Source organism: Thomasclavelia spiroformis DSM 1552, assembly GCF_025149465.1.
GTDB classification, from domain to species: Bacteria; Bacillota_I; Bacilli_A; order Erysipelotrichales; family Coprobacillaceae; genus Thomasclavelia; species Thomasclavelia spiroformis.
In genome coordinates, this window is record NZ_CP102275.1 from 1,403,534 (window position 1) to 1,424,325 (window position 20,792).

Annotated in this window: 19 protein-coding genes and 1 pseudogene; 4 read left to right on the top strand and 16 right to left on the bottom strand. The window is 27.8% G+C overall.

Going from position 1 to position 20,792, the window contains the following annotated elements; translation table 11 throughout:
* Positions 1 to 77 precede the first annotated feature (77 nt).
* Positions 78 to 287: pseudogene (locus NQ543_RS12120) on the top strand (integrase core domain-containing protein); the annotation flags it as partial.
* A 15-nt stretch (positions 288 to 302) separates the two neighbouring features.
* On the opposite strand, the gene NQ543_RS06540 reads toward NQ543_RS12120, so the two are convergent.
* The 3 genes from NQ543_RS06540 to NQ543_RS06550 form a co-directional block, all read right to left on the bottom strand.
* Positions 303 to 728 (bottom strand): reverse transcriptase domain-containing protein, encoded by a 426-nt coding sequence (locus NQ543_RS06540; protein WP_259935257.1) that lies wholly within the window; start codon positions 726 to 728, stop codon positions 303 to 305.
* A gap of 5 nt (positions 729 to 733) precedes the next feature.
* Positions 734 to 973: a hypothetical protein gene (locus NQ543_RS06545; protein WP_259935258.1), complete on the bottom strand. Its 240-nt coding sequence runs from the start codon at positions 971 to 973 to the stop codon at positions 734 to 736.
* Positions 974 to 1,419: 446 nt separating this feature from the next.
* A complete protein-coding gene (locus NQ543_RS06550) occupies positions 1,420 to 3,153 on the bottom strand; it encodes an ABC transporter ATP-binding protein (protein WP_039903743.1) in 1,734 nt (577 codons plus the stop codon).
* Between the two features lie 143 nt (positions 3,154 to 3,296).
* On the opposite strand from NQ543_RS06550, the gene NQ543_RS06555 reads away from it, so the two are divergent.
* From NQ543_RS06555 to NQ543_RS06565, 3 genes are all read left to right on the top strand, one after another.
* Positions 3,297 to 3,956, top strand: a complete 660-nt coding sequence (locus tag NQ543_RS06555) for a DNA alkylation repair protein (RefSeq protein WP_004609188.1) — start codon at positions 3,297 to 3,299, stop codon at positions 3,954 to 3,956.
* A gap of 12 nt (positions 3,957 to 3,968) precedes the next feature.
* The gene (locus NQ543_RS06560) at positions 3,969 to 4,319 is read left to right on the top strand and encodes a DUF2200 domain-containing protein (protein ID WP_004609189.1); all 351 of its coding nucleotides are present in this window, start codon (positions 3,969 to 3,971) and stop codon (positions 4,317 to 4,319) included.
* Positions 4,320 to 4,393: 74 nt separating this feature from the next.
* On the top strand, positions 4,394 to 5,437 hold the full coding sequence (locus tag NQ543_RS06565) for a DUF2812 domain-containing protein (RefSeq protein ID WP_039903744.1): 1,044 nt from the start codon (positions 4,394 to 4,396) through the stop codon (positions 5,435 to 5,437).
* A gap of 21 nt (positions 5,438 to 5,458) precedes the next feature.
* On the opposite strand, the gene NQ543_RS06570 is transcribed toward NQ543_RS06565, so the two are convergent.
* From NQ543_RS06570 to NQ543_RS06630, 13 genes are all read right to left on the bottom strand, one after another.
* Positions 5,459 to 5,710 carry a metal-sensing transcriptional repressor gene (locus tag NQ543_RS06570; protein WP_004609191.1) on the bottom strand — a complete coding sequence of 84 codons (252 nt, stop codon included), beginning with the start codon at positions 5,708 to 5,710 and terminating at the stop codon, positions 5,459 to 5,461.
* A complete protein-coding gene (locus tag NQ543_RS06575; RefSeq protein WP_004609192.1) occupies positions 5,703 to 8,141 on the bottom strand; it encodes a heavy metal translocating P-type ATPase in 2,439 nt (812 codons plus the stop codon). The genes NQ543_RS06570 and NQ543_RS06575 overlap by 8 nt, the downstream gene beginning before the upstream one ends.
* Before the next feature lie 172 nt (positions 8,142 to 8,313).
* A complete protein-coding gene (locus NQ543_RS06580) occupies positions 8,314 to 8,790 on the bottom strand; it encodes a GNAT family N-acetyltransferase (RefSeq protein ID WP_004609193.1) in 477 nt (158 codons plus the stop codon).
* Between the two features lie 152 nt (positions 8,791 to 8,942).
* The gene (locus NQ543_RS06585; RefSeq protein ID WP_004609194.1) at positions 8,943 to 9,260 is read right to left on the bottom strand and encodes a hypothetical protein; all 318 of its coding nucleotides are present in this window, start codon (positions 9,258 to 9,260) and stop codon (positions 8,943 to 8,945) included.
* Positions 9,261 to 9,524: 264 nt separating this feature from the next.
* On the bottom strand, positions 9,525 to 10,484 hold the full coding sequence (locus NQ543_RS06590; RefSeq protein WP_333790947.1) for an IS3 family transposase: 960 nt from the start codon (positions 10,482 to 10,484) through the stop codon (positions 9,525 to 9,527).
* Positions 10,409 to 10,750: a transposase gene (locus NQ543_RS06595; protein WP_004609083.1), complete on the bottom strand. Its 342-nt coding sequence runs from the start codon at positions 10,748 to 10,750 to the stop codon at positions 10,409 to 10,411. Before NQ543_RS06595 ends, NQ543_RS06590 begins: the two co-directional genes overlap by 76 nt.
* A 36-nt stretch (positions 10,751 to 10,786) precedes the next feature.
* Positions 10,787 to 11,209, bottom strand: coding sequence for a PD-(D/E)XK nuclease family transposase (locus tag NQ543_RS06600; RefSeq protein WP_039903745.1), 423 nt, complete (start codon positions 11,207 to 11,209; stop codon positions 10,787 to 10,789).
* Between the two features lie 181 nt (positions 11,210 to 11,390).
* The gene (locus tag NQ543_RS06605) at positions 11,391 to 11,927 is read right to left on the bottom strand and encodes a nitroreductase family protein (RefSeq protein ID WP_004609196.1); all 537 of its coding nucleotides are present in this window, start codon (positions 11,925 to 11,927) and stop codon (positions 11,391 to 11,393) included.
* A gap of 53 nt (positions 11,928 to 11,980) precedes the next feature.
* On the bottom strand, positions 11,981 to 13,870 hold the full coding sequence (htpG, locus tag NQ543_RS06610; protein ID WP_004609197.1) for a molecular chaperone HtpG: 1,890 nt from the start codon (positions 13,868 to 13,870) through the stop codon (positions 11,981 to 11,983).
* A gap of 257 nt (positions 13,871 to 14,127) precedes the next feature.
* Positions 14,128 to 14,958, bottom strand: a complete 831-nt coding sequence (locus NQ543_RS06615; protein WP_004609198.1) for a sialate O-acetylesterase — start codon at positions 14,956 to 14,958, stop codon at positions 14,128 to 14,130.
* A 489-nt stretch (positions 14,959 to 15,447) separates the two neighbouring features.
* Positions 15,448 to 18,798 (bottom strand): LamG-like jellyroll fold domain-containing protein, encoded by a 3,351-nt coding sequence (locus NQ543_RS06620; RefSeq protein ID WP_050752800.1) that lies wholly within the window; start codon positions 18,796 to 18,798, stop codon positions 15,448 to 15,450.
* 427 nt (positions 18,799 to 19,225) lie between these two features.
* The gene (locus tag NQ543_RS06625; RefSeq protein WP_039903748.1) at positions 19,226 to 19,459 is read right to left on the bottom strand and encodes a hypothetical protein; all 234 of its coding nucleotides are present in this window, start codon (positions 19,457 to 19,459) and stop codon (positions 19,226 to 19,228) included.
* Between the two features lie 130 nt (positions 19,460 to 19,589).
* The gene (locus NQ543_RS06630; RefSeq protein ID WP_004610476.1) at positions 19,590 to 20,786 is read right to left on the bottom strand and encodes an IS256 family transposase; all 1,197 of its coding nucleotides are present in this window, start codon (positions 20,784 to 20,786) and stop codon (positions 19,590 to 19,592) included.
* Positions 20,787 to 20,792: the final 6 nt, after the last annotated feature.

Below are 20,792 nucleotides of genomic sequence, written 5' to 3' on the forward strand. Positions count from 1 at the left end.
GATCGCGGAGTGCACTATACATCGAAGAAATACAAAAGATTAACTAAGCAGATGAAAAGAAGCTATTCACAAAAGGAACACCGTGGGATAATGCGTGTATAGAATCATATCATGCATTGATAAAAAGGGAATGGCTGAACAGATTTAAGATTATAAATTATAATCATGCATATAAGCTGGTATTTGAATACATAGAAGGATTTTATAATACAATAAGAGTACATTCACATTGTGATTATAAATCACCTAATGAATATGAGCATGATTATTTAATTAGTATCAATTAATTAAATTTCTTACATTTATGTGGTCCGAAATCTTGACATAGTACCACTTCCGTCTTTAATAGTTTGTGACAATATCTGTATAAGTCTTGAATGGTTGACTGTATCAAAGTACTTCTCTAAATCTAGGTCTACTGTATATCGATATCCTTCATTGGCGTATTCGACTACTTTTCTTACTGCTTGATGGGCATTTCTTCTTGGTCGGAACCCATAACTATTGTCACTGAATTGGGGTTCAAATATTGGTGTCAGTACCTGTACTATCGCCTGTTGTATGACCCTATCCGTCACTGTTGGAATTCCTAACTCTCTTTTCTTTCCGTTATCTTTTGGTATTTCTACTCTTTTAACGGCTTGTGGACTATAATGTCCCTCCATGATAAGTTTCTTTAGATAAGACCAGTGTTGTGCGAAATGCGTACGAACTTCTGCGACTTGCATTTTATCTACACCACCACTTCCTTATTACTCATAACCCTTTGGATTGCCTTTTCTATATTGGCATCCTCCATAATTGTTTCAAGTAACTTCTCATGTACTACAAATCTATTGGTGTTCTTCGTATGTGATATCTCTTGTTTTGATGTAGGATACACTTCTCCACTATTGTCGTATTCCGTACTATCTTCATAGAGTAAGCCTAATGATAGTTGACAGTATCCTATTTTATCTTGAGTATCTTTCATTTCCAGTTCACCTCCTTATGTTCGGTCCTTCGCTAGATAACCATTACAGTTATCATCATCACTACTATGACCTCGGCTGACTTCCTAGGACAAACGTTTCCACCATGATTACATTTTCATCATGTTCCTAGGACCTCCCACGGTAAGACATAACACTTTCATCCTATGTACCCACTATCTTTACACTGCTTATTCCGTCGTACTATTGGACTTCGATTTGTTTAGCAATCTCATCCGATAAGCTTCTGCCTAAAATAGTTCGTATTCCTTGGGTCAGGACTTTGCCTCCAACTTCCTCCCGTTCACACCTTACGATGGATACCTTGTCTTCGGCTAGTGGTTGGTAGTACGAAACCCCCACAGTGGACTTTCACCACCTAGTCTTATGTCATGCGTGGCACACTAATAAAACAGCTAATCGTCAGTGATTAGCTGTTTTATATTTGTTATATATTTTTTCCAATATAATAAAAACTAGCATATTGGCCATTTTTCTTTAATAACTCTTCATGAGTACCTTCTTCAACAATTCCTTCATTTGATAAAACACAGATTCTTTGGGCATTTTGAATCGTTGATAAACGATGTGCAATTACCAAAGTAGTACGATTTTTAGCTAATGATTCTAATGATTCTTGAACAATACGTTCACTTTCATTATCTAAAGCACTTGTTGCTTCATCAAAAATAAGAATTGGTGGATTTTTTAAAAATACTCGTGCAATACTTAAACGTTGTTTTTGTCCACCCGATAATTTTACTCCACGTTGTCCACAATCAGTATTATAACCATCAGGTAATTCCATAATAAAATCATGCGCATTTGCTTTTTTAGCAGCTTCAATTACTTCTTCATCTGTCGCATCAAAACGACCATAACGAATATTATCTAAAATAGTTCCCGCAAATAAATATACATCTTGTTGTACAATTCCAATATTTTGTCGTAATGAATTTAATTTAATATCCTTAATATTATGTCCATCAATTAAAATCTTTCCTTCACTAACTTCATAAAATCTCGGCAATAATGAACATATAGTTGTCTTTCCAGCACCAGAAGTTCCTACCAAAGCAACATATTCACCAGGCTTTATTTTTAAATTAATATCTTTTAAAACATAATCATTAGTCTTATTATATTTAAATCCAACATTACAATATTCAATTGCACCTTTAACATCTTTTAAATCAATTGCATTTTTACTATCAACAATATCCGGTTCAATTTCCAATACTTCCATAAATCTTTCAAAACCAGTTATTCCCTCTTGAAACTGTTCTGTAAAGTTAATAAACTTTTTAACCGGTTCTATTAAATTATTAATATACAATAAAAAAGCAACTAAATCTGCAGTAACAATAACATCTTTAGAAATAAAAATTGATCCAAAAATAGCCGCAGCAACAGTAATCATACTTGTAAACGCACCTAATCCAGAATGAAATTTACCCATATAAAAATAACTGTTACTTTTACTATTTACATAACGATTATTTTCATCATTAAATTTATTATTTTCATAATTTTCATTCGCAAAACTTTTTACAACCCTTATTCCTGATAAATTATCCTCAATGCGCGCATTAATATCTCCAACTCGACGACGATTTGCTTTAAATGCTTTTTTCATCTTACGATTATAATAATAAATAAACGCACCCATTATTGGAATAAAAGCAAAAATAATTAAAGTTAACTGCAAATTAATATTTGCAAGAATTACAAACGCCCCAAAAAATTTAATAAATGAAATAACAATATCTTCAGGTCCATGATGATATAATTCTGTAAGTGAAAATAAATCATTTGTAAGTCTAGACATCAATTGTCCTGTTTTTTCTTCATCATAAAAACTAAAAGACAATTTTTGATAATGTTGAAATAATTCATTTCTAAGATCACGTTCCATGTATACACCCATTACATGACCTTTGTATGCAACAAAATAATTACACAAATATTCAATCACTACTAGTACAATCATCAATACACCTAATTTATAAATTAAGCTGATTTCAAAATTATTATCAACTAATACCGTACCCGTAATATAACGAATAATTATTGGAAATACTAAAGATATTCCAGCTGCTATCATTGCACAAAACATATCTGCCAAAAATAGTTTTAAATATGGTCGATAATATGATAAAAACTTTTTTGATCTACTACTCATATACACTCCCCTTTCATGCCAATACATAATAACACATATTATTACTTTTTTATAGTAAAATGGTATTTAAAATACAAAGTTACTTTAATATTTCTAATCTTTTACTTTAATGCTACAATATAATTATTAAAGGAGTTGGTTTAATGGATAAGTATTTATTGATTAAAAATATATTCATTGAAAACAAAAACAAAGAAAAAGCTAAATCAATGGCTAAGTATATGAAAAATAAATTTGCTTTTTATGGATTAAATGCGCCAGATAGAAAAAAGTTATATCAACAATTTTTAAAAGACGAAAAGAAAAATAAATCAATTGATTGGCATTTTCTTGATTTATGTTATCAAGATAAATATCGTGAATTTCAATATCTAGTTTGTGATTATTTAAGAGCTTTTAAAAAGTATTTAAGTTATGATGATATTTTTAAAATTGAAAAATATGTTAAAAGTAAACAATGGTGGGATACAATAGATTGTTTTGATCAAATAATCGGTGATATTGGATTAAATGATAAAAGAGTAAATGATTTAATGTTGAAATGGTCAGTTGATGATGACTTTTGGCTTAGAAGAATCGCTATTGATCATCAACTTACTAGAAAAGATAAAACAGATAAAGAACTATTAAAGCAAATTATTATTAATAATTTAGGTAGTGATGAATTTTTTATTAATAAGGCAATTGGCTGGAGTTTAAGAGATTATTCTAAAACTAATAGTAAATGGGTCAAGTGTTTTATTGAAGAATACCAAGATAAATTAGATAAATTGAGCATTAAAGAAGCAAGTAAATATATTTAAGGAGGATTAACTATGAGCAGTGATAAAATATATAAAATGAAATTTTCTAAAATATATCCCCTTCTCGTTAATAAAGCAGTAAAAAAAGGACGTACTAAACAAGAAGTAGATACAATTATTAATTGGTTAACTGGTTATAATGAAAAACAGATTGAAACAATGCTTGAAAGTGATATTGATTATGCAACTTTTTTCAATGAAGCTCCACAAAAAAATGAAAAACGCCATTTGATCAAAGATAAAATATGTAATGTAAAAATAGAAGATATCGATGAACCATTAATGAAAGAAATTCGTTATTTAGATAAATTAATTGATGAATTAGCTAAAGGAAAAGCAATGGATAAAATTTTACGTAAATAAAATTAGTTTTATAAGTATTTTCTTTATTAATAGTTAAAAAAATGATAATCTATACTATAGAAAAGGAGTTACTTATGAAATTTAAATTAACAAATTATGATCCTAGTAATTATAAATTATTAGAAGCTAAATTAAATGAATTATCTAAACAAGGATATAATTGTAAAAATGTAGACATGTTTACTATTTTTAAACACGATAATAAACGCCAATATTATAAAACAGATATCTTTGTACCGGATAAAAATAAACAGGCATCTAATCGTGAACAAAGAGATAAGTGGTTGCTTGAATATGTTGAACATGGATATGAATTTATTGGTAAATCTCGCAAGATTTTTGTATTTAAAGCAGATAAGGATATAAAGATTAAAGAAACTAATCGCGAGTTATTATTAAATTATTTTAAAAAGAATCGAACTTTATTAAATATTTTACTTGTATCAATTAGTTTATTATTATCTTTTTCATTGATTCCTTCAATATTTTTTAATAATAGTCCTGATGAATTTGTTACTAATGGTTCAATTTTAATCCATTTTGCTCCATTATTTTTATGTATTAGCTTAATTGTTCGTTTTTTAACTAATTATATTCAAACTGAGAAAATAAAAAATGCTTTAATTAAAAAAAAGCTACCTAGTTATAATAAAAAGAATGAATATTTATTTATAATTTCAAATTGGTTATTTATTTTCTTTTTTATTATCACAATTAGTGGCTTTGTTTTAGATTCATCATCACGACAATATGTTGATATTAGTGATAATATGTTTACATTAAAAGATTTTGGTTATAATCAAAAATCTAATAAAGAATGTGTAAAATCATCGAGTTTATTGATTGATAAATCATATAGTTATTTTGAAACAAACAGTGACCAAAGCCTAAAGATCAATTATTATTATTTTTCATCTAAACATAAAGCTCAAAATTATTTAGAAAATTACTTAAGTGTTAATTATTATCAAGATAAAAAAGAAATTAGCAATGGTTATTTACTTGCTGGTAGTGATGTTTATGATGGGATGATTTTTGTTGATGAAAATAGACTTATCGTAATTCAAACTAATTTTGATTTACAAGAAAATGATCGTTATAAAAATTTAGTAAATTAAAAAAGCTCACTAGGAGCTTTTTTATAATTTTGTTAATAATTTTATTACTTCGTCAATTTTTTTATCAGCATCATGTTCATTGATTGCATGTTTAACACAATGATTTAAATGATTAGATAAAACTTCATTATTTGCATTTTTTATCAATGATTGAATTGCTAATAACTGATTTGAAATATCAATACAATATCGTTCATCTTCAATCATTTTTATTACTGCATCAATTTGTCCACGAGCTGTTTTTAAACGAAGGAGTACTTTTTCATTAGACATTTTTAATTCCTACTACTTTATAACCTGCTTTTTCAATTACACTTTTTAAAATAGTATCATCTTGATTTGTTTCAACAATTGCATTTTTAGCTTCAAGATTAACTGTTGCAGTTGTATCAGCTAAATTATTTAAAGCTTCTTCTACATGTTTTTTACACATTTGACACATCATTCCATCAATTTCAATTTCTTTTTTCATTTTCTTATTCTCCTTTTGATAATATGGTTTAAATCTCTTTAATCTAAGAGCATTACTAACAACACATACTGATGATAAAGACATACATAAAGACCCAACCATAGCATCTAATCTAAGTCCAAACGCATGATAAAATACACCAGCTGCAATCGGGATTCCAATTACATTATATATAAATGCCCAAAAAAGATTTTCTTTAATATTAAGAATTGTCTTTTTAGATAACTCAATTGAAGAAACGATATCACGCATATCATCTTTCATCAAAATCACATCAGCGGCATCGATAGCAATATCATTTCCTTTTCCAATTGCAACCCCAACATCACTACGTACTAGTGCTGGTGCATCATTAATACCATCTCCTACCATCATAACACTATTGCCTTGCATCTGTAAATTTTTTATAACATTTTCTTTATCTTGCGGTAGAACTTCAGCAATAACCTCATCTAACCCTAATTGCTGGTTAATTGCATTAGCTGTAACCTTTAAATCTCCTGTAAGCATAACTGTTTTAATATTCATTTTTCTTAAACGTTTAATTGCTTGTTTACTAGTTTCTTTAATTTCATCAAAAATACTTACTAAACCAACTAATTTGTTTTCATTAGCTAAAAAGACTAATGTTTTTCCTCTAGCAACATAATCATCAATTTGATTTTGATATTTAGTTATATCAATTCCTTTTTCTTTCATCATGCGAAGATTACCTACTAAATATTCTTTACCATCAAGTTTACCTTTAATTCCTAATCCACTTAATGATTCAAATTCACTTGCATCTTCTAACTTTAAATTAAGTTCTTGTGCTTTTAAACCAAATGCTTCTGCCAAAACATGACTTGACCCTTTTTCTAATGAAGCAATGATTCTAATAACTTCCATCTCACTTAAACTATCACTATAAATATCACTTACTTTGGCCTTCCCTTGGGTAAGGGTTCCAGTTTTATCAAATACAACAACATCAATACTATTTTCATTTTCTAAAACACTTGCACTTTTAATTAGTATTCCATTTGTTGCTCCAACTCCAGTAGAAACCATTATCGCAACGGGTGTCGCTAAACCTAGAGCACAGGGACATGAAATAACCAATACAGCAATAGCACTAGTAACAGCAAAATTCAAATCATTTCCAGTTGCTAACCAATAAATAAAAGTAATTAAAGCAATGATAATAACAGTTGGAACAAAATATTTAACTACTTTATCGATTGTTCTTGTCATTGGTGCTTTTGAACTAGATGCTTCTTCGACTAATTCAATTATTTTTGCTAAAGTACTATCTTCAACTGTTTTAGTTACTTGATAAACAAAACTTCCCTGCAAGTTATTTGTTCCACCAATAACCAAATTACCAACTTCTTTTTCTACTGGTAAACTTTCACCAGTAATCATCGATTCATCAACCGAACTGACTCCTTGAATAATTTTACCATCAACTGGAATCGTTTCATTAGCTTTAACCAAAACTTTATCATCAATTTTCAATTCAGAAATCTTAACAAATTCTTCTTTACCATCATTAATTCGACAAGCAACATCAGGTGCTAATTGTAATAACTTACTTATTGCATCAGTTGTTTTCTTTTTAGATTTAGCTTCTAAATATTTACCAAAACTAATTAATGTAACAATCATCCCTGCTGATTCAAAATATACATTATGAACAAGATGTCCTACCATCATCATCCCATTGATTGTTAAAACCAATGAATAAATACTATAAATAATTGCTGCTCCAGCACCAAGAGCAATCAATGAATCCATAGTTGGATCAAAATGAATTAAATTTTTAAATCCATTAATAAAATAATCTCTTTTCAATATTAAAATAGGAATTAGAAAAATTATCTGTAAACTTATGTTTACATAACTATTTTCTCTAATAATCGAAAAAATCGGATAGTTAAACATTGTTGACATTGATACATACATCAATAAAAACAAAGCAATAAAACAATAAATCAATTTTTTCTTTAACTTACTTAAATCATCGTCATATACCAAACTATCTGAAAATACATTAGCCTGATAACCACCATCACTAACAGCTTTAATAATCATTGCATCATTAACTTGATTTTCATCAAATTCAACATTCATCGAATTTGTCAACAAATTAACTTCGACATTATTTACACCAGGTAATTTACAAACACTGTTATGCACATGATTTTCACATGCCGAACATGTCATACCTTTTACACTATATTTTTGTTTCATAACTCCCTCCTAACCCCTACCCTAGGGGGTACGAATATAGTGTAACCCAACTTTATTTTTTTTACAAGTAATATGATAAAAATTATTTACATATATTTATTTTACTTTAACTATAAAAAGTGATCAGTCACATAAACTAACCACTTAAAATATAAATTATTGTATAATCATTTTATTTTTTAGCTAAATCTTCTAAAGTTTTTCCAGCAAGACGATAAACAGTCCAATCTTTCATCGGTTTAGCATTTAACGATAAATAAAAATCTATACTCGGCTGATTCCAATCTAAACACCACCACTCTAATCTTCCACAGCCTCTATCAACTGCAATTTGTGCTAGTTTTTTTAGAATTACTTTACCATATCCCTTACCACGATATTCTGGTATTACATATAAATCTTCTAAATAAATACCTGCTTTTCCAAGAAAAGTTGAAAAATTATGAAAAAATAAAGCAAACCCAATTTCTTTTTCATTTTCACAAGCAAAAATTACTTCTGCTTTTTTCTTTTCAAAAATCCATTCATGTAATAATTCTTCTGTAGCAATTACTTCATCTAACATTTTTTCATAAGAAGCAAGATCTTTGATAAATTGTAAAATTAATTTACAATCACTTTCTTTTGCATATCTAAAAGTTAAACACATTATTTTATCCCCTTTTTATAAATCTTATTTTGAAATTTATATAATCATATCATTTTTATTCAAAAACAACAAAAAATACATATAATCATTTTATTATCTTTTTATAACTTTAAAAACTATCAAATGATAGTTTTTAATTTAATCTTTATCCATTATTTTAAAAATTTCTTAATTTCATTAATACCTCGGTTATCTAAGATCATTTCAAATATCTTATCATATTGTTCATTATTTAAATTCTCTAAAATACTGTCATCTTCTTTAGGATAATATTTATTAAATAATTGTTTTGTCTTTTCTTTACTTTTTTCTATGATTCCTTGTTTTATTCCCTCTTCAATTCCTTCTTCTTTTCCTTTTTCATACATGTCCTGTTTATCTCGTTCATTCGCCCAGCGATTTAAGCTCCTTTTATATGCCATGTCTCTTAACTGCTCATCTTGGTTGAATCTCTCTATCTTTTCTTTCATGATCTCTACCACCTTGTTATCTTCCTTTAACCTAATTATATCATCTGTTATTCCGTTTTAAAATATGTATATCCCCTTTTCTATTTCACTGAATTCTTCTAGTTTTTTCTGTTTCTTGATTAGATTGATATAGGGCATTTGTACATATACTCTGGTTAGTAGATTATATTTTTCAAGCTTTCCTTCTTCATTTCTGCTTTCATAGCGATCATACAGTTTGGTACTATGTCAAGATTTCGGACCACATAAATGTAAGAAATTTAATTAATTGATACTAATTAAATAATCATGCTCATATTCATTAGGTGATTTATAATCACAATGTGAATGTACTCTTATTGTATTATAAAATCCTTCTATGTATTCAAATACCAGCTTATATGCATGATTATAATTTATAATCTTAAATCTGTTCAGCCATTCCCTTTTTATCAATGCATGATATGATTCTATACACGCATTATCCCACGGTGTTCCTTTTTGTGAATAGCTTCTTTTCATCTGCTTAGTTAATCTTTTGTATTTCTTCGATGTATAGTGCACTCCGCGATCTGCATGGATTACTATTGGTTTTGCGCTTTTTCTTCTTTTTTTAGCTGTTTCCAGACATTTTAATACTTCATCTACTTCTAATGTTTTGCTTAATGTCCATGCTATTATTTTTCTTGAATAGAGATCCATTATACTGGTTAAATATACAAATCCTTCATCTGCTGTCCAGATATATGTTATATCAGTACACCATGCCTGATTTGGTGCTTTTGGATTAAAATCTCGGTTTAGAATATTTTTTAGTTTATTTGAAAAATCACAGTCTTTTGTTGTTATTGTATATGGTTTGATATAATGAGCTTTAATATTGTTTTCCCTCATTATGTTTCCTACATATTTTTCACTTATTTTTTCTCCCTCTTTTTTTAGTATTTCAGTTATTTTAGGAGCTCCATATATTTCTTTTGAATCCTTATAGATTTTCTTGATTCTTTCTGTGATTCTAGCTTTTCTGATTTTTTGTTTACATGGTTTTCTTTTCAAATATTCATAATATCCTGATTTACTCAGTTGTAATTTTTTTAGCATACCGGTAACTGAAGTCTGTTTATCTTTTTTAGATTTTTCTTTTATCCTTTTATAAAGATCCTGCTTAGTTAATTGCCCAGTATGCCAATAGCCTTTTTTAGGACTTCTAAAGCATCCTGTGTATCTTTCAGTTCTTTTTTTAATCTGGCAATTTCTTTAGCTTCGTCACTTGAATAATTACCGCTTCCTCTTGAATTAATTACGCCGTCATTACTACTGGCATCTTTAAGCCATTTATGAACAGTGCTATCAGCAATACCAAACTGTTTAGCTATAGCTACTTTAGATTCATCAGGATGTTCTAAAACATATTGAACAACTCCCTGTTTAAATTCATCTGTAAATGTTGGTTTAGTCATCATCATATACCCCTTTTCTATTTTTGATTTAAGCTTATGACATTGTATCATATACTAGCTAGTTCTTCCATTTAACTGGTACAGTTTTTATTCTAGCATCAGTTTTAAGTTTGCTTTATCGATATCATCGATAAAGATTATCTGATATACATGATTGATATTTTTTTGATAGTCATCTCCTTCTTTTTCCTGTCTTGACAATAATGATGCTCCATATATCTGAAATCTTTGATACTGATTTTTAGAAAATGCAGAATACTGCATTTCGATATTAACATAATCACCAGTATTTGTTTGTACTCTAATATCTAAAAGCATATCTTTATCTTCAATATTTTCAACGACAAGATCAGGATTTAAGATCATAATTGATTTACAGTTAATATTTAAAATACCTTCAATAAAGAGTTTAAGCAAATAAAAGGAACCAGGATCTTGGTCATTGCCAAGAGAGTGTTTGAACATGAAATCATTTTTAAAATCATAGATTTTATCTATTCGTTTAATCAATTTGATCACCTCATTATCATATACTTTTTTAGTGATCATTTTTCTTTTTTTATTTTAACAATTAATTTAAAATTACTTACTAAAATAAAAAAGCTGCTAATATTATTCAACAGCTATATAATAGTTATTTATTTTTATGTAACATAGATAATCATTTTTTAACAACGAAAAAATACCTATCTTAATAAAACTTACAAATATCATCAACACTTTTTCGTTTTGGACGATCAACTTCAATATCTTTATACCCCAAAGCAATTACTGATACTATTGTTTCTTCTACAGGAATATTTAACATTTCTCTAATTTTATTTTCATCACGAATTCCCATAATTAAAGTACTTAAACCTAATTCAGTCGCTTTTAAAATCATATTTTGATTATGTAAACCAAGATCATAACATCCCCAACCGTTAGCTAATTCATTACTAGCAGTTCCATCTCGTTCAAAACCTGAACGATTTTTTATAAATGTTGTTACAATCAATACCGGTGCATCTTTACAATTTTCTTGATTAAATAGTGGTAAACAATTATTTTTAAAAGCATCTAAAGCTTCTTTAGAATTAACTATATGATAACGTGCAGTTTGACTATTTTTCCATGATGGAGCTTCAATTCCGGCTTCAATTATTTGTTTAATTAATTTCTTATCTACTGTTTGATTTCTATATTTTCTAATACTTCTACGTTTTTTTATTACTGTATCTAATTCCATCTTATCCCTTCTTTCATAAAAACATTATAGCATAAAAGGGCTAATAAAAGCCCTTATTTATTTAATTCAATCATTAAATCACAGATTTTATTAGAGAATTCTACTGGATTTTCAATTGAGAATCCTTCAATCAATAATGCTTGATCATATAAGATACTAGCATAATCTCCAATTTTATCTTTATTATTTTCATATACTTTTTTCATTGCATTAAAGATATCGTGATTAGGATTGATTTCTAAAATTCTACCTGCTTTAATATCATTACCTTCAGGCATTTGATTTAATACTTTTTCCATTTCAAATGATAATCCTTCACTTGAAACTAAGCATACTGGATGTGATTTTAAACGTGAAGATACTTTAACATCAACAACTTTATCACCTAAAGCATCTTTGATTGCTGTCAACAAATCTTTATTTTCTTCATTAGTTTTTTCTAATTCTTTCTTTTCTTCTTCACTTTCAATATCTAAATCACCTTGTGCCACACTCTTGAATGGTTTTTCTTTATAATCACGCATCATTTGGAAGCAGAATTCATCAACATTATCAGTTAAATATAATACATCATATCCTTTATCTTTAACTAATTCTACTTGTGGTAATGTAGCAATTTTTTCTCTAGTTTCACCACTTGCAAAATAGATTTCTTTTTGTTCTTCAGGCATTTTTTCAAGATATTCAGCTAAAGTAATAAGTTTTTCTTCTTTGCTTGAATAATACAATAATAAATCTTGAAGTTTTTCTTTTAACATTCCATAACTATTATAAATTCCAAATTTCAATTGTAATCCAAAACTATTAAAAAACTCTTCATATTTTTCACGATCTTTTTTAAGCATTGTTTCTAATTCTGATTGAATTTTCTTTTCAATCTTATCAGCAATAACTTTTAATTGACGATCATGTTGCAACATTTCTCTTGAAATATTTAATGATAAATCTTCAGAATCAACCAATCCTTTAACAAATCTAAAATGTTCTGGAACTAAATCACTTGCTTTATCCATAATAAAGACACCACGTGAATATAATTGTAATCCTTTTTCATATTCATTTGAATAATAATTCATTGGTGGTTTAGATGGGATAAATAATAATGAATCGTATGAAACGCTTCCTTCAACACGACTATGAATTACTTTTAATGGATCATTGAAATCATTAAATTTATCTTTATAAAATTCATTATATTCTTCATCTGTAATATCTTTTTTATTTCTTTTCCATAATGGCACCATTGAATTCAATGTTTGATTTTCAACAACATCTTCATATTCATCACTATCTTCTTTTTTCTTAGAAACGGTCATATCCATTTTAATTGGATAATGAACATAATCAGAATACTTTTTAACTAAATCACGTAGATGATATTGATTTAAATATTCATCATAATTTTCATCTTCAGTATTATCTTTTAAATATAACTTAATTGTTGTTCCATGATCACTAACATTAGTTTCAAAAATTTCATAACCATCACTAACTTCAGATACCCACGTATATCCTTGATCACTACCATATTTTTTAGAAATTACTTCAACTTTTTTAGCTACCATGAAAGCAGCATAAAAACCAACTCCAAATTGACCAATAATATCAATGTCGTCATGATCATTTTCATTTTTAAATTCAAATGAACCACTATTAGCAATTGTTCCTAAATGTGTTTCCAATTCATCTTTATCCATTCCAATACCATGATCTTTAATAGTTAAAATACGATTATCTTTATCATAGCCAATTTCAATAACTAAATCATCACGATTGATAGATGAAATGTTTTCAGTTAATGCTTTATAATATAATTTGTCACTTGCATCACTTGCATTTGAAATCAATTCACGCAAGAAAATTTCTTTATGTGTATAAATAGAATTAATCATTAAATCTAATAATCTTTTTGATTCTGCTTTAAATTGTTTTTTTTCAGCCATATTTACATCTCCATTCTATATTAGCACTCATTATCTTTTTGTGCTAACACTATTCTAATACAACCCCTTAGCACTGTCAACACCTGAGTGCTATTATTTTTATTTTTTATTTAAGTAAATTTTATATCTAATTCTGGATTATCTTATAAATATAACTTTTTCAAACATATTAGAGAATAAAAATATTCGTTTTATCATATATTAATCTCTTCGTATGATTTATCTAAATAATATATTTAATTACAAAATTGACATTTTTATTTTAAAAATTTCATCACTTCATCCAAAGTTATTTTTCCTAAGGTAAATTGTTCTAAAGCTATATATCTTTTTTCTGCAATACTATGTTCTTTTTTACAACATACTGCTACTGTTTCAACTTCATCTTCTAATGGATAATATATATTCGATTTCCTTTGATAAGCCTCGAAATATCTTATTCCAAATCTTCTTTGTGACTCAGCATTAATATGAATACCATCTGGATTTACATATAACTTTTCTCCAGTTACAAAATAACAATTCTTATTATTCTTTGCATATTTAAGCAATTCCTGATTTACTAATTCATATTCTATACAGCTTTTTCCAAATCCTGTTTTTCCTAAATAATCACCTAAACCGCCAATAATAAATGGAATTTCTGGAGCTTTCAGCTCCTTTCTAAATGAATTAACTATAACATTGAGTTTTTGATAATAATCTTTATATCTTTTACTATGACTATCACTTTCACCCTGATGCCATAAGATTGCAATCAATTCACTGTTTTCCATAGCAAATTTAGCTTCGCTAATTGCATGACGGAATAAAATACCATCAGTATTCCACTCGTCAATAGAACTACCTCCTTCCGCACAAGGAATTAATCCAATTTGTTCACTTTTGTTTGCATTACACCATGCTTGAGCAAATGATGCTGCCGGTCCTATTCCAGCAACCGATCTATCAAAATGTATCGGCTCTACCATCATCTGCCATCTTCCATTTCTTAACATAAAAATATTTTCATTATAAATAGGTGTAACTTCATGTAAAAATCCACGTCCTGCCATATTTGATTGTCCTATAAGTAAAACTGACTTCATTAAATATTTTCCTCCTATTTTAAATTATATAAATCTTTTATATTGTACTAAAACACTCTGTGTTAATCCACTTTATTCAAAATATTCCTATTATTTTACTTGTCATCATTCTTTAAAATCTATGTACTTTGTTTTATTTAAATATAATAATTTTAACGTTAAAAATAAAAAGCATAGCCATGTTATTGAATAAAAGTTTCATACTTTTATCATAAATGTACATACTAATCGTATTTTAAATTTATAATACAAAATGTAACAATAATTTTATAATTTCTTGATTTACTTTTTTAACTTCTATTCATAGATTCGTAAAATCTAGCCATTATTTCTTTCATCCATAATATCACTTGTAGTTCATTATATTTAACAGTAATTCAATCAGATCTACACCTATTAAATGCATATCATGTCTAGCACATATGAAAAAGCTAACAATTTGAAATTTAATTGCTAGCTTTTTTAATACCATTTGTCTATTTTATAAAGTTATTTTCTTTTTTTCTTTAAGAAAATGTATCCAGCTGTACTTAACAAACTTAATGTTACAAATATTGTTATTGCATTATTATCACCTGTTTTTACACTTGATATAATATCAGTGTTGTTTATTTTATTACCTTTTGTATCGATTATTTGTAAATTTGCTATAGCATTAGTTAAAGCAGTTACTGCATTATCAATTTCTTGTTGATTAACATCATGATTGTTTAAAGCTATTTTAGCGTTTTCTAACTCATTTTTAAATACATTCCATGAAGCAGCTGTATAATTTGTTTGAATATAGTTATTAGCTTGATTAATTAAATTTTGTAACATATCTTTATTAGGAATTAATCTTAAGTTTAAAAAGGCCGTTACTAAATTAGTATATGCTTCATCTACCTCATATTGTAAAGCATTTTCATTATTTATTAGAGTATTAGCTTCATTAAGTGCTTTAGTAAATTCTAACCATGATATTTGACTATATTTATTTTCTTCTAAACTACTTACTTGTTTAATAAATGCTTTTAATATATCTTTATTTCCTTTAAAAAATTCAAGTTTTTGCATTACACTTGCAAGACGTTCAAATGAAGCATCAATATCACTTTGTAAAGCATTTTTGTTTTCTAAAATTTCTTTTGCTTCTTGTAATGCTGCTTTAAATTCAGCAACAACTACTGGTACTACTTTATCTAGTTGTTCTTCTGTTACCTGATTAGCTAATTCAACAGCAATTTGTAAATGTTGTTTATTTGTTAGTGAAGCAATTACATTATTTTCAATATCAGGATAGATTTCATTTCCACTTTCATCACCTAACATAATTTCAGATAATTTTGCTGGTGTACTTGACTCTTTTTCAAAATTAATTGTTGCTAAAGTTGTTGGTTGTCCTGTATAACTGATTGTAAGTTTTAATTGGTCATCCTCAATACTTTGACGTAAAATTGTTCCACCATTAGGATTAATTGATGTAATATTTTGACCATTCAAATCAATTACTGCATCGATTACACGTGTTTCACTTTTTGGATTCTCTAATGTTAATGTAGCACTCTTTCCAGCTACTTCCATTTTGATATTTTCAATATCACGATTTTTCTTACTCATTTCATCCTGTGATAAAAATGCACTTTGATCAAATACTTCTCCAGTCATTGAAGTTGGTTTATTAATTCTTAGTGCATCTAAAGCAATAGGTGAAATATCAGCATTATTACCACCAGTCAGTTTTTTACCAGAATCAACTGTTTGACCACCAATACCAATAAAAATATCCATATTTGAAGGATCACTAGAACCATGGTTATACGCATTTCCACCATGATCAGCATTTGTGATAATTAATGTTTCATCATATTCTCCAGTTTCTTTTAAAGCATCAACTACTGCTTTATAATAGTCATCATATTGTTCTAGTTCAGCCCAATATGTATCATTATAATATCCTGTACTGTGTCCAACATGATCCATCCAGTCACTTTGCATATAAACAACAGCTGTATTTTTAAAATCATCCGTTTTAATATAATTAGCTACATCATAAAAACTTTCTTTAGATGCTGACCCTTTTGATATAACTTGAGCATCTGGTTCAATGATTCCATTTAAAATTTGTGTCCATTCAGCAAATGCTGCATTTTGACGTGATGGAAAAGCACTATTTACTGCTTTAAAAATAGAAGGATATTTAGCTATCTCTTTATTAAAATCAGCATAATATTTTTGACCTGCAATATCATTAGTTACTTGATATTCAGAAGGAACATCTTTCCATGGTACTCCATGTAAAATTGATGAATAATTTTGTGCTGAAATAGATGGCGTAACTGCTTGAGCACTATAACTTGTTGCAAATTCTTTATTCAAAAGATCCATTGCATAAACATTTTTGCGTTTAGCTAAAACTTCCGGACTATTTTGTTTAGTTGGAAGTATGCTATTACTTGTTGTATAGTACATATATTCAGGATCCCAAACAGTTCCTGCTCCATCAATAGTTAAAATTACCACATGTTTATATGGATAAATATTAGCTTGACTAGCAATATCATATTTTAAATCATCACTTGCAAGAGCAATATCTCCAGCACCAATAACCCCATCTCCATTTAAATAAAATTTTTCTTGACTATAAATTTTAAGGTCTTTTGAAGCTTGTGGATAATTAGTCATACTTTCGGTAACATCTTTACCTTGAGCATAAGCTTTAAAATTTTCAGTTTTGATAGTTACTGTTTTTGTATCTGTTACATCTTCTGTTGTAAAATTTAATTTACCAAGACGTGTTGTTGCATAAATATTAAAATCATTTGTTGAAAGTGTAGCAGATGAAACAATGTGTAAACGTCCTTTTTCTTCTTCCAAAATCGTTACACCAGACATTTTATGTTGCACACCTTCATAATTAAGTGCATCACTATCATATACTAAATCATATTCAATTTTATCAATACTTCCTACTTTTACTTCATTAGCATGAATATTTAAGTTCCATTGTCCATTTTCACTAATTCCTTCACTACCAATTAAACCTAAATTTATATCTTGTGGCTTTAATTCTTCGATATCTGCTCCAGCAAATGCTTTATCACTTAAATAAGCAATACCATCATCACTTAAGGCACTACTGTAAATTCTTGCAAAACTTAAATCTGCATTAATATAAGATTGAGCTCCGTTACTTGAATCACTATCAGCACCTAAAACCATGTTCCAAGCCCCTGATGATGTTGGATATTTTATTCCTGCACTTGGGGCAGTTACTGTACTTTGTAATTGCCCATTTACATATAATTTAACCTCTTTACCATCAATAACACCAACTATATGATACCACTGACCTACTTTAACTGTAGAAACCGGTTGACGATAACTTCCCCCAACATGAGCAAAAAAAGTTAATTTTCCATTATTTAATCCTAAACCGATTCCCCCAGATTGTTGGTTTGAAAAAATATCATGTTCACCACTTGGAATGCTATTAAATTTAACCATGCATTCCATCGTAACTGTTTGATTAATTTTTTGATATTTTTCTTGATTGAAAGGATAAAGATAAGCACTGCTACCATCAAATTTAGCAATATTTTTATGTAATTCATCACTTTCAATAATTTTTGGATTGCCAATTGTTTTTCCTAATTGATTTTGTAAAGGTGATAGGTCATTTGTACCATCACTAAAATCAACATTAAAAATATCTGCTTGTAATGATTCGTTTTGTTTAACAATATTACCAATTGAATCATATTGATAATTTTTAACATTATTTGCATTAATAACTACAGGACTTTGTGAAACAATCATCATTGCAGTTAATAGTGAAATAACATAATTGTTCGTTTTCATTCTCTTTCCTCCTTTGAACAATCGCAGTATATCAAAAACAAAAAAGAGCATGCTACTAATTTATATTTAAAATTAAGTTAAGAATAAATAAAAAAAATTAATATATTTTGTAGAATTTATACAAAAATGAACGAATAAAATTATGATTTTAGCTAATCTACTTAAAACATTACGTTTTAATCATGTAGAATTTCTACATAATTAACTACTTTGTTACTATTAAATAAAATATGACTATCACATTAAGCCTCAATAATCAAATCAAAAAATTATTAAGACCAATTTTTAAAAATATAAAATAGAGAATAACTAAAAAAGATTTCTATCTAATTAATAAAAAATTAAATACTAAATCAAAAAATCACCATAGCTAATCCCTACAGTGATTTTCTTTATTAACTTTGAATTTTACAAACTTAATAACCGATTATCCATGTAATCGATTTAATTTTTTAATTATTTCATCTTTATGCTTGATGTATTCAAAAACAACATATCCCAAACCAATTAAAATAAACACTTTAGAAAGTATTTTCGCATATTGATAATCTAACACACTAAAAATATAAAAACTCAACCATGCAATTAAACAAAGAGCAATTATATAAATGATTAATCCACGGATAAAAAAATCATGATTAGAAAGCTTTCTAAAATACATATCCCGAGCCTGTAAATTATTTGTGTAAAGTCTATTTCCAATGATAGAATTTGATGGGTAACTGTATTGAGTAATCATACAGTTACTTTTTTATATCATATCATAATATATTTAATTGTAAACGTTCTCGTTAAAGCCTCCCTTCAAAGATGATTTGAAGACTAGAATATATAACTCCCCAATTACCATATGGGACATTCCATTTACTTGTTATTTTATCCTGAGCTAAGTACAAAGATTTAAATAAACTTTCATCTGTTGGGAATACTGTTCTTATTTTAGTAAACTTTCTAAATGCACTATTCAGACTTTCAATTGCATTCGTTGTGTACATGATTTTTCTTAGTTCTGGAACATAATTAAACATATTACAAACTTCATTCCAATTATCTTCCCATGGCTTAAATGCATACGGATATTTATCTCCCCATTTATCTTTACACTTATCTAGTGCTTCTAATGCTTTATCACCTGTAGATGCTGTATATACTGTTCTTAGATCTTTACAGAATTCTTTTCTATCTTTATAACTCAAGTATTTACATGAATTTCTAATTAGATGAACTATACATCTTTGTTGTACTGTATTTGGGAATGCTGATTCAATTGCCTGTTTAATACCTGGAAGACCATCACTACAAATAATTAATATATCCTTAACTCCTCTATTCTTTAAATCAGTTAGTACTGATAGCCAGAATTTAGCTGTTTCGTTTTCGCCAATCCAAATACCAAGTATTTCCTTATATCCATTCTCATTAACCCCTAAGACAACATATGCAGCTTTTTTGGTAACCATATTATCTGCTTTAACATTAAAATGAACACAATCAATAAAGACTATTGGATATACAGTATCTAATGGTCTATTTTGCCATTCTAAAGCTTTAGGTATAATTTTATCTGTTATTTTACTTATCATAGCTGCACTAACTTCTACACCATAAATATCTTTAATAGTATCACTGATATCTCTTGCAGACATACCACGGGCATATAAGTTGATAACTTTGTTATCAATATCACTAATATCACGATTGTGTTTTTCTATAATAACTGAATCAAATGATGAGTTTCTATCTCTTGGAATATTTAAATCCATATTCCCTTGAGATGTTTTAACTGTTTTTTTGTAAGTTCCATTACGATAATTAGTTTTATCTGTTTTTTGATCATACTTGTCATATCCCATATATTCATCAAATTCAGAGTTCAACATATCTTGTAATGTTTCACCTAATAAGTCTTTTAATGCATTAGTTATGTCAGTAGGTGATGTAACACCATACTCATCAATTATATATTTAACTATATCTTTTTTACTCATAATAAA

Excerpts from the sequence above, each read along its gene's own strand:
- NQ543_RS06540 (WP_259935257.1), bottom strand. The coding sequence starts at position 728 with ATGCAAGTCGCAGAAGTTCGTACGCATTTCGCACAACACTGGTCTTAT.
- NQ543_RS06545 (WP_259935258.1), bottom strand. The coding sequence starts at position 973 with ATGAAAGATACTCAAGATAAAATAGGATACTGTCAACTATCATTAGGC.
- NQ543_RS06550 (WP_039903743.1), bottom strand. The coding sequence starts at position 3,153 with ATGAGTAGTAGATCAAAAAAGTTTTTATCATATTATCGACCATATTTA.
- NQ543_RS06555 (WP_004609188.1), top strand. The coding sequence starts at position 3,297 with ATGGATAAGTATTTATTGATTAAAAATATATTCATTGAAAACAAAAAC.
- NQ543_RS06560 (WP_004609189.1), top strand. The coding sequence starts at position 3,969 with ATGAGCAGTGATAAAATATATAAAATGAAATTTTCTAAAATATATCCC.
- NQ543_RS06565 (WP_039903744.1), top strand. The coding sequence starts at position 4,394 with ATGAAATTTAAATTAACAAATTATGATCCTAGTAATTATAAATTATTA.
- NQ543_RS06570 (WP_004609191.1), bottom strand. The coding sequence starts at position 5,710 with ATGTCTAATGAAAAAGTACTCCTTCGTTTAAAAACAGCTCGTGGACAA.
- NQ543_RS06575 (WP_004609192.1), bottom strand. The coding sequence starts at position 8,141 with ATGAAACAAAAATATAGTGTAAAAGGTATGACATGTTCGGCATGTGAA.
- NQ543_RS06580 (WP_004609193.1), bottom strand. The coding sequence starts at position 8,790 with ATGTGTTTAACTTTTAGATATGCAAAAGAAAGTGATTGTAAATTAATT.
- NQ543_RS06585 (WP_004609194.1), bottom strand. The coding sequence starts at position 9,260 with ATGAAAGAAAAGATAGAGAGATTCAACCAAGATGAGCAGTTAAGAGAC.
- NQ543_RS06595 (WP_004609083.1), bottom strand. The coding sequence starts at position 10,750 with ATGATACAATGTCATAAGCTTAAATCAAAAATAGAAAAGGGGTATATG.
- NQ543_RS06605 (WP_004609196.1), bottom strand. The coding sequence starts at position 11,927 with ATGGAATTAGATACAGTAATAAAAAAACGTAGAAGTATTAGAAAATAT.
- htpG (WP_004609197.1), bottom strand. The coding sequence starts at position 13,870 with ATGGCTGAAAAAAAACAATTTAAAGCAGAATCAAAAAGATTATTAGAT.
- NQ543_RS06615 (WP_004609198.1), bottom strand. The coding sequence starts at position 14,958 with ATGAAGTCAGTTTTACTTATAGGACAATCAAATATGGCAGGACGTGGA.
- NQ543_RS06620 (WP_050752800.1), bottom strand. The coding sequence starts at position 18,798 with ATGAAAACGAACAATTATGTTATTTCACTATTAACTGCAATGATGATT.
- NQ543_RS06625 (WP_039903748.1), bottom strand. The coding sequence starts at position 19,459 with ATGTATTTTAGAAAGCTTTCTAATCATGATTTTTTTATCCGTGGATTA.
- NQ543_RS06630 (WP_004610476.1), bottom strand. The coding sequence starts at position 20,786 with ATGAGTAAAAAAGATATAGTTAAATATATAATTGATGAGTATGGTGTT.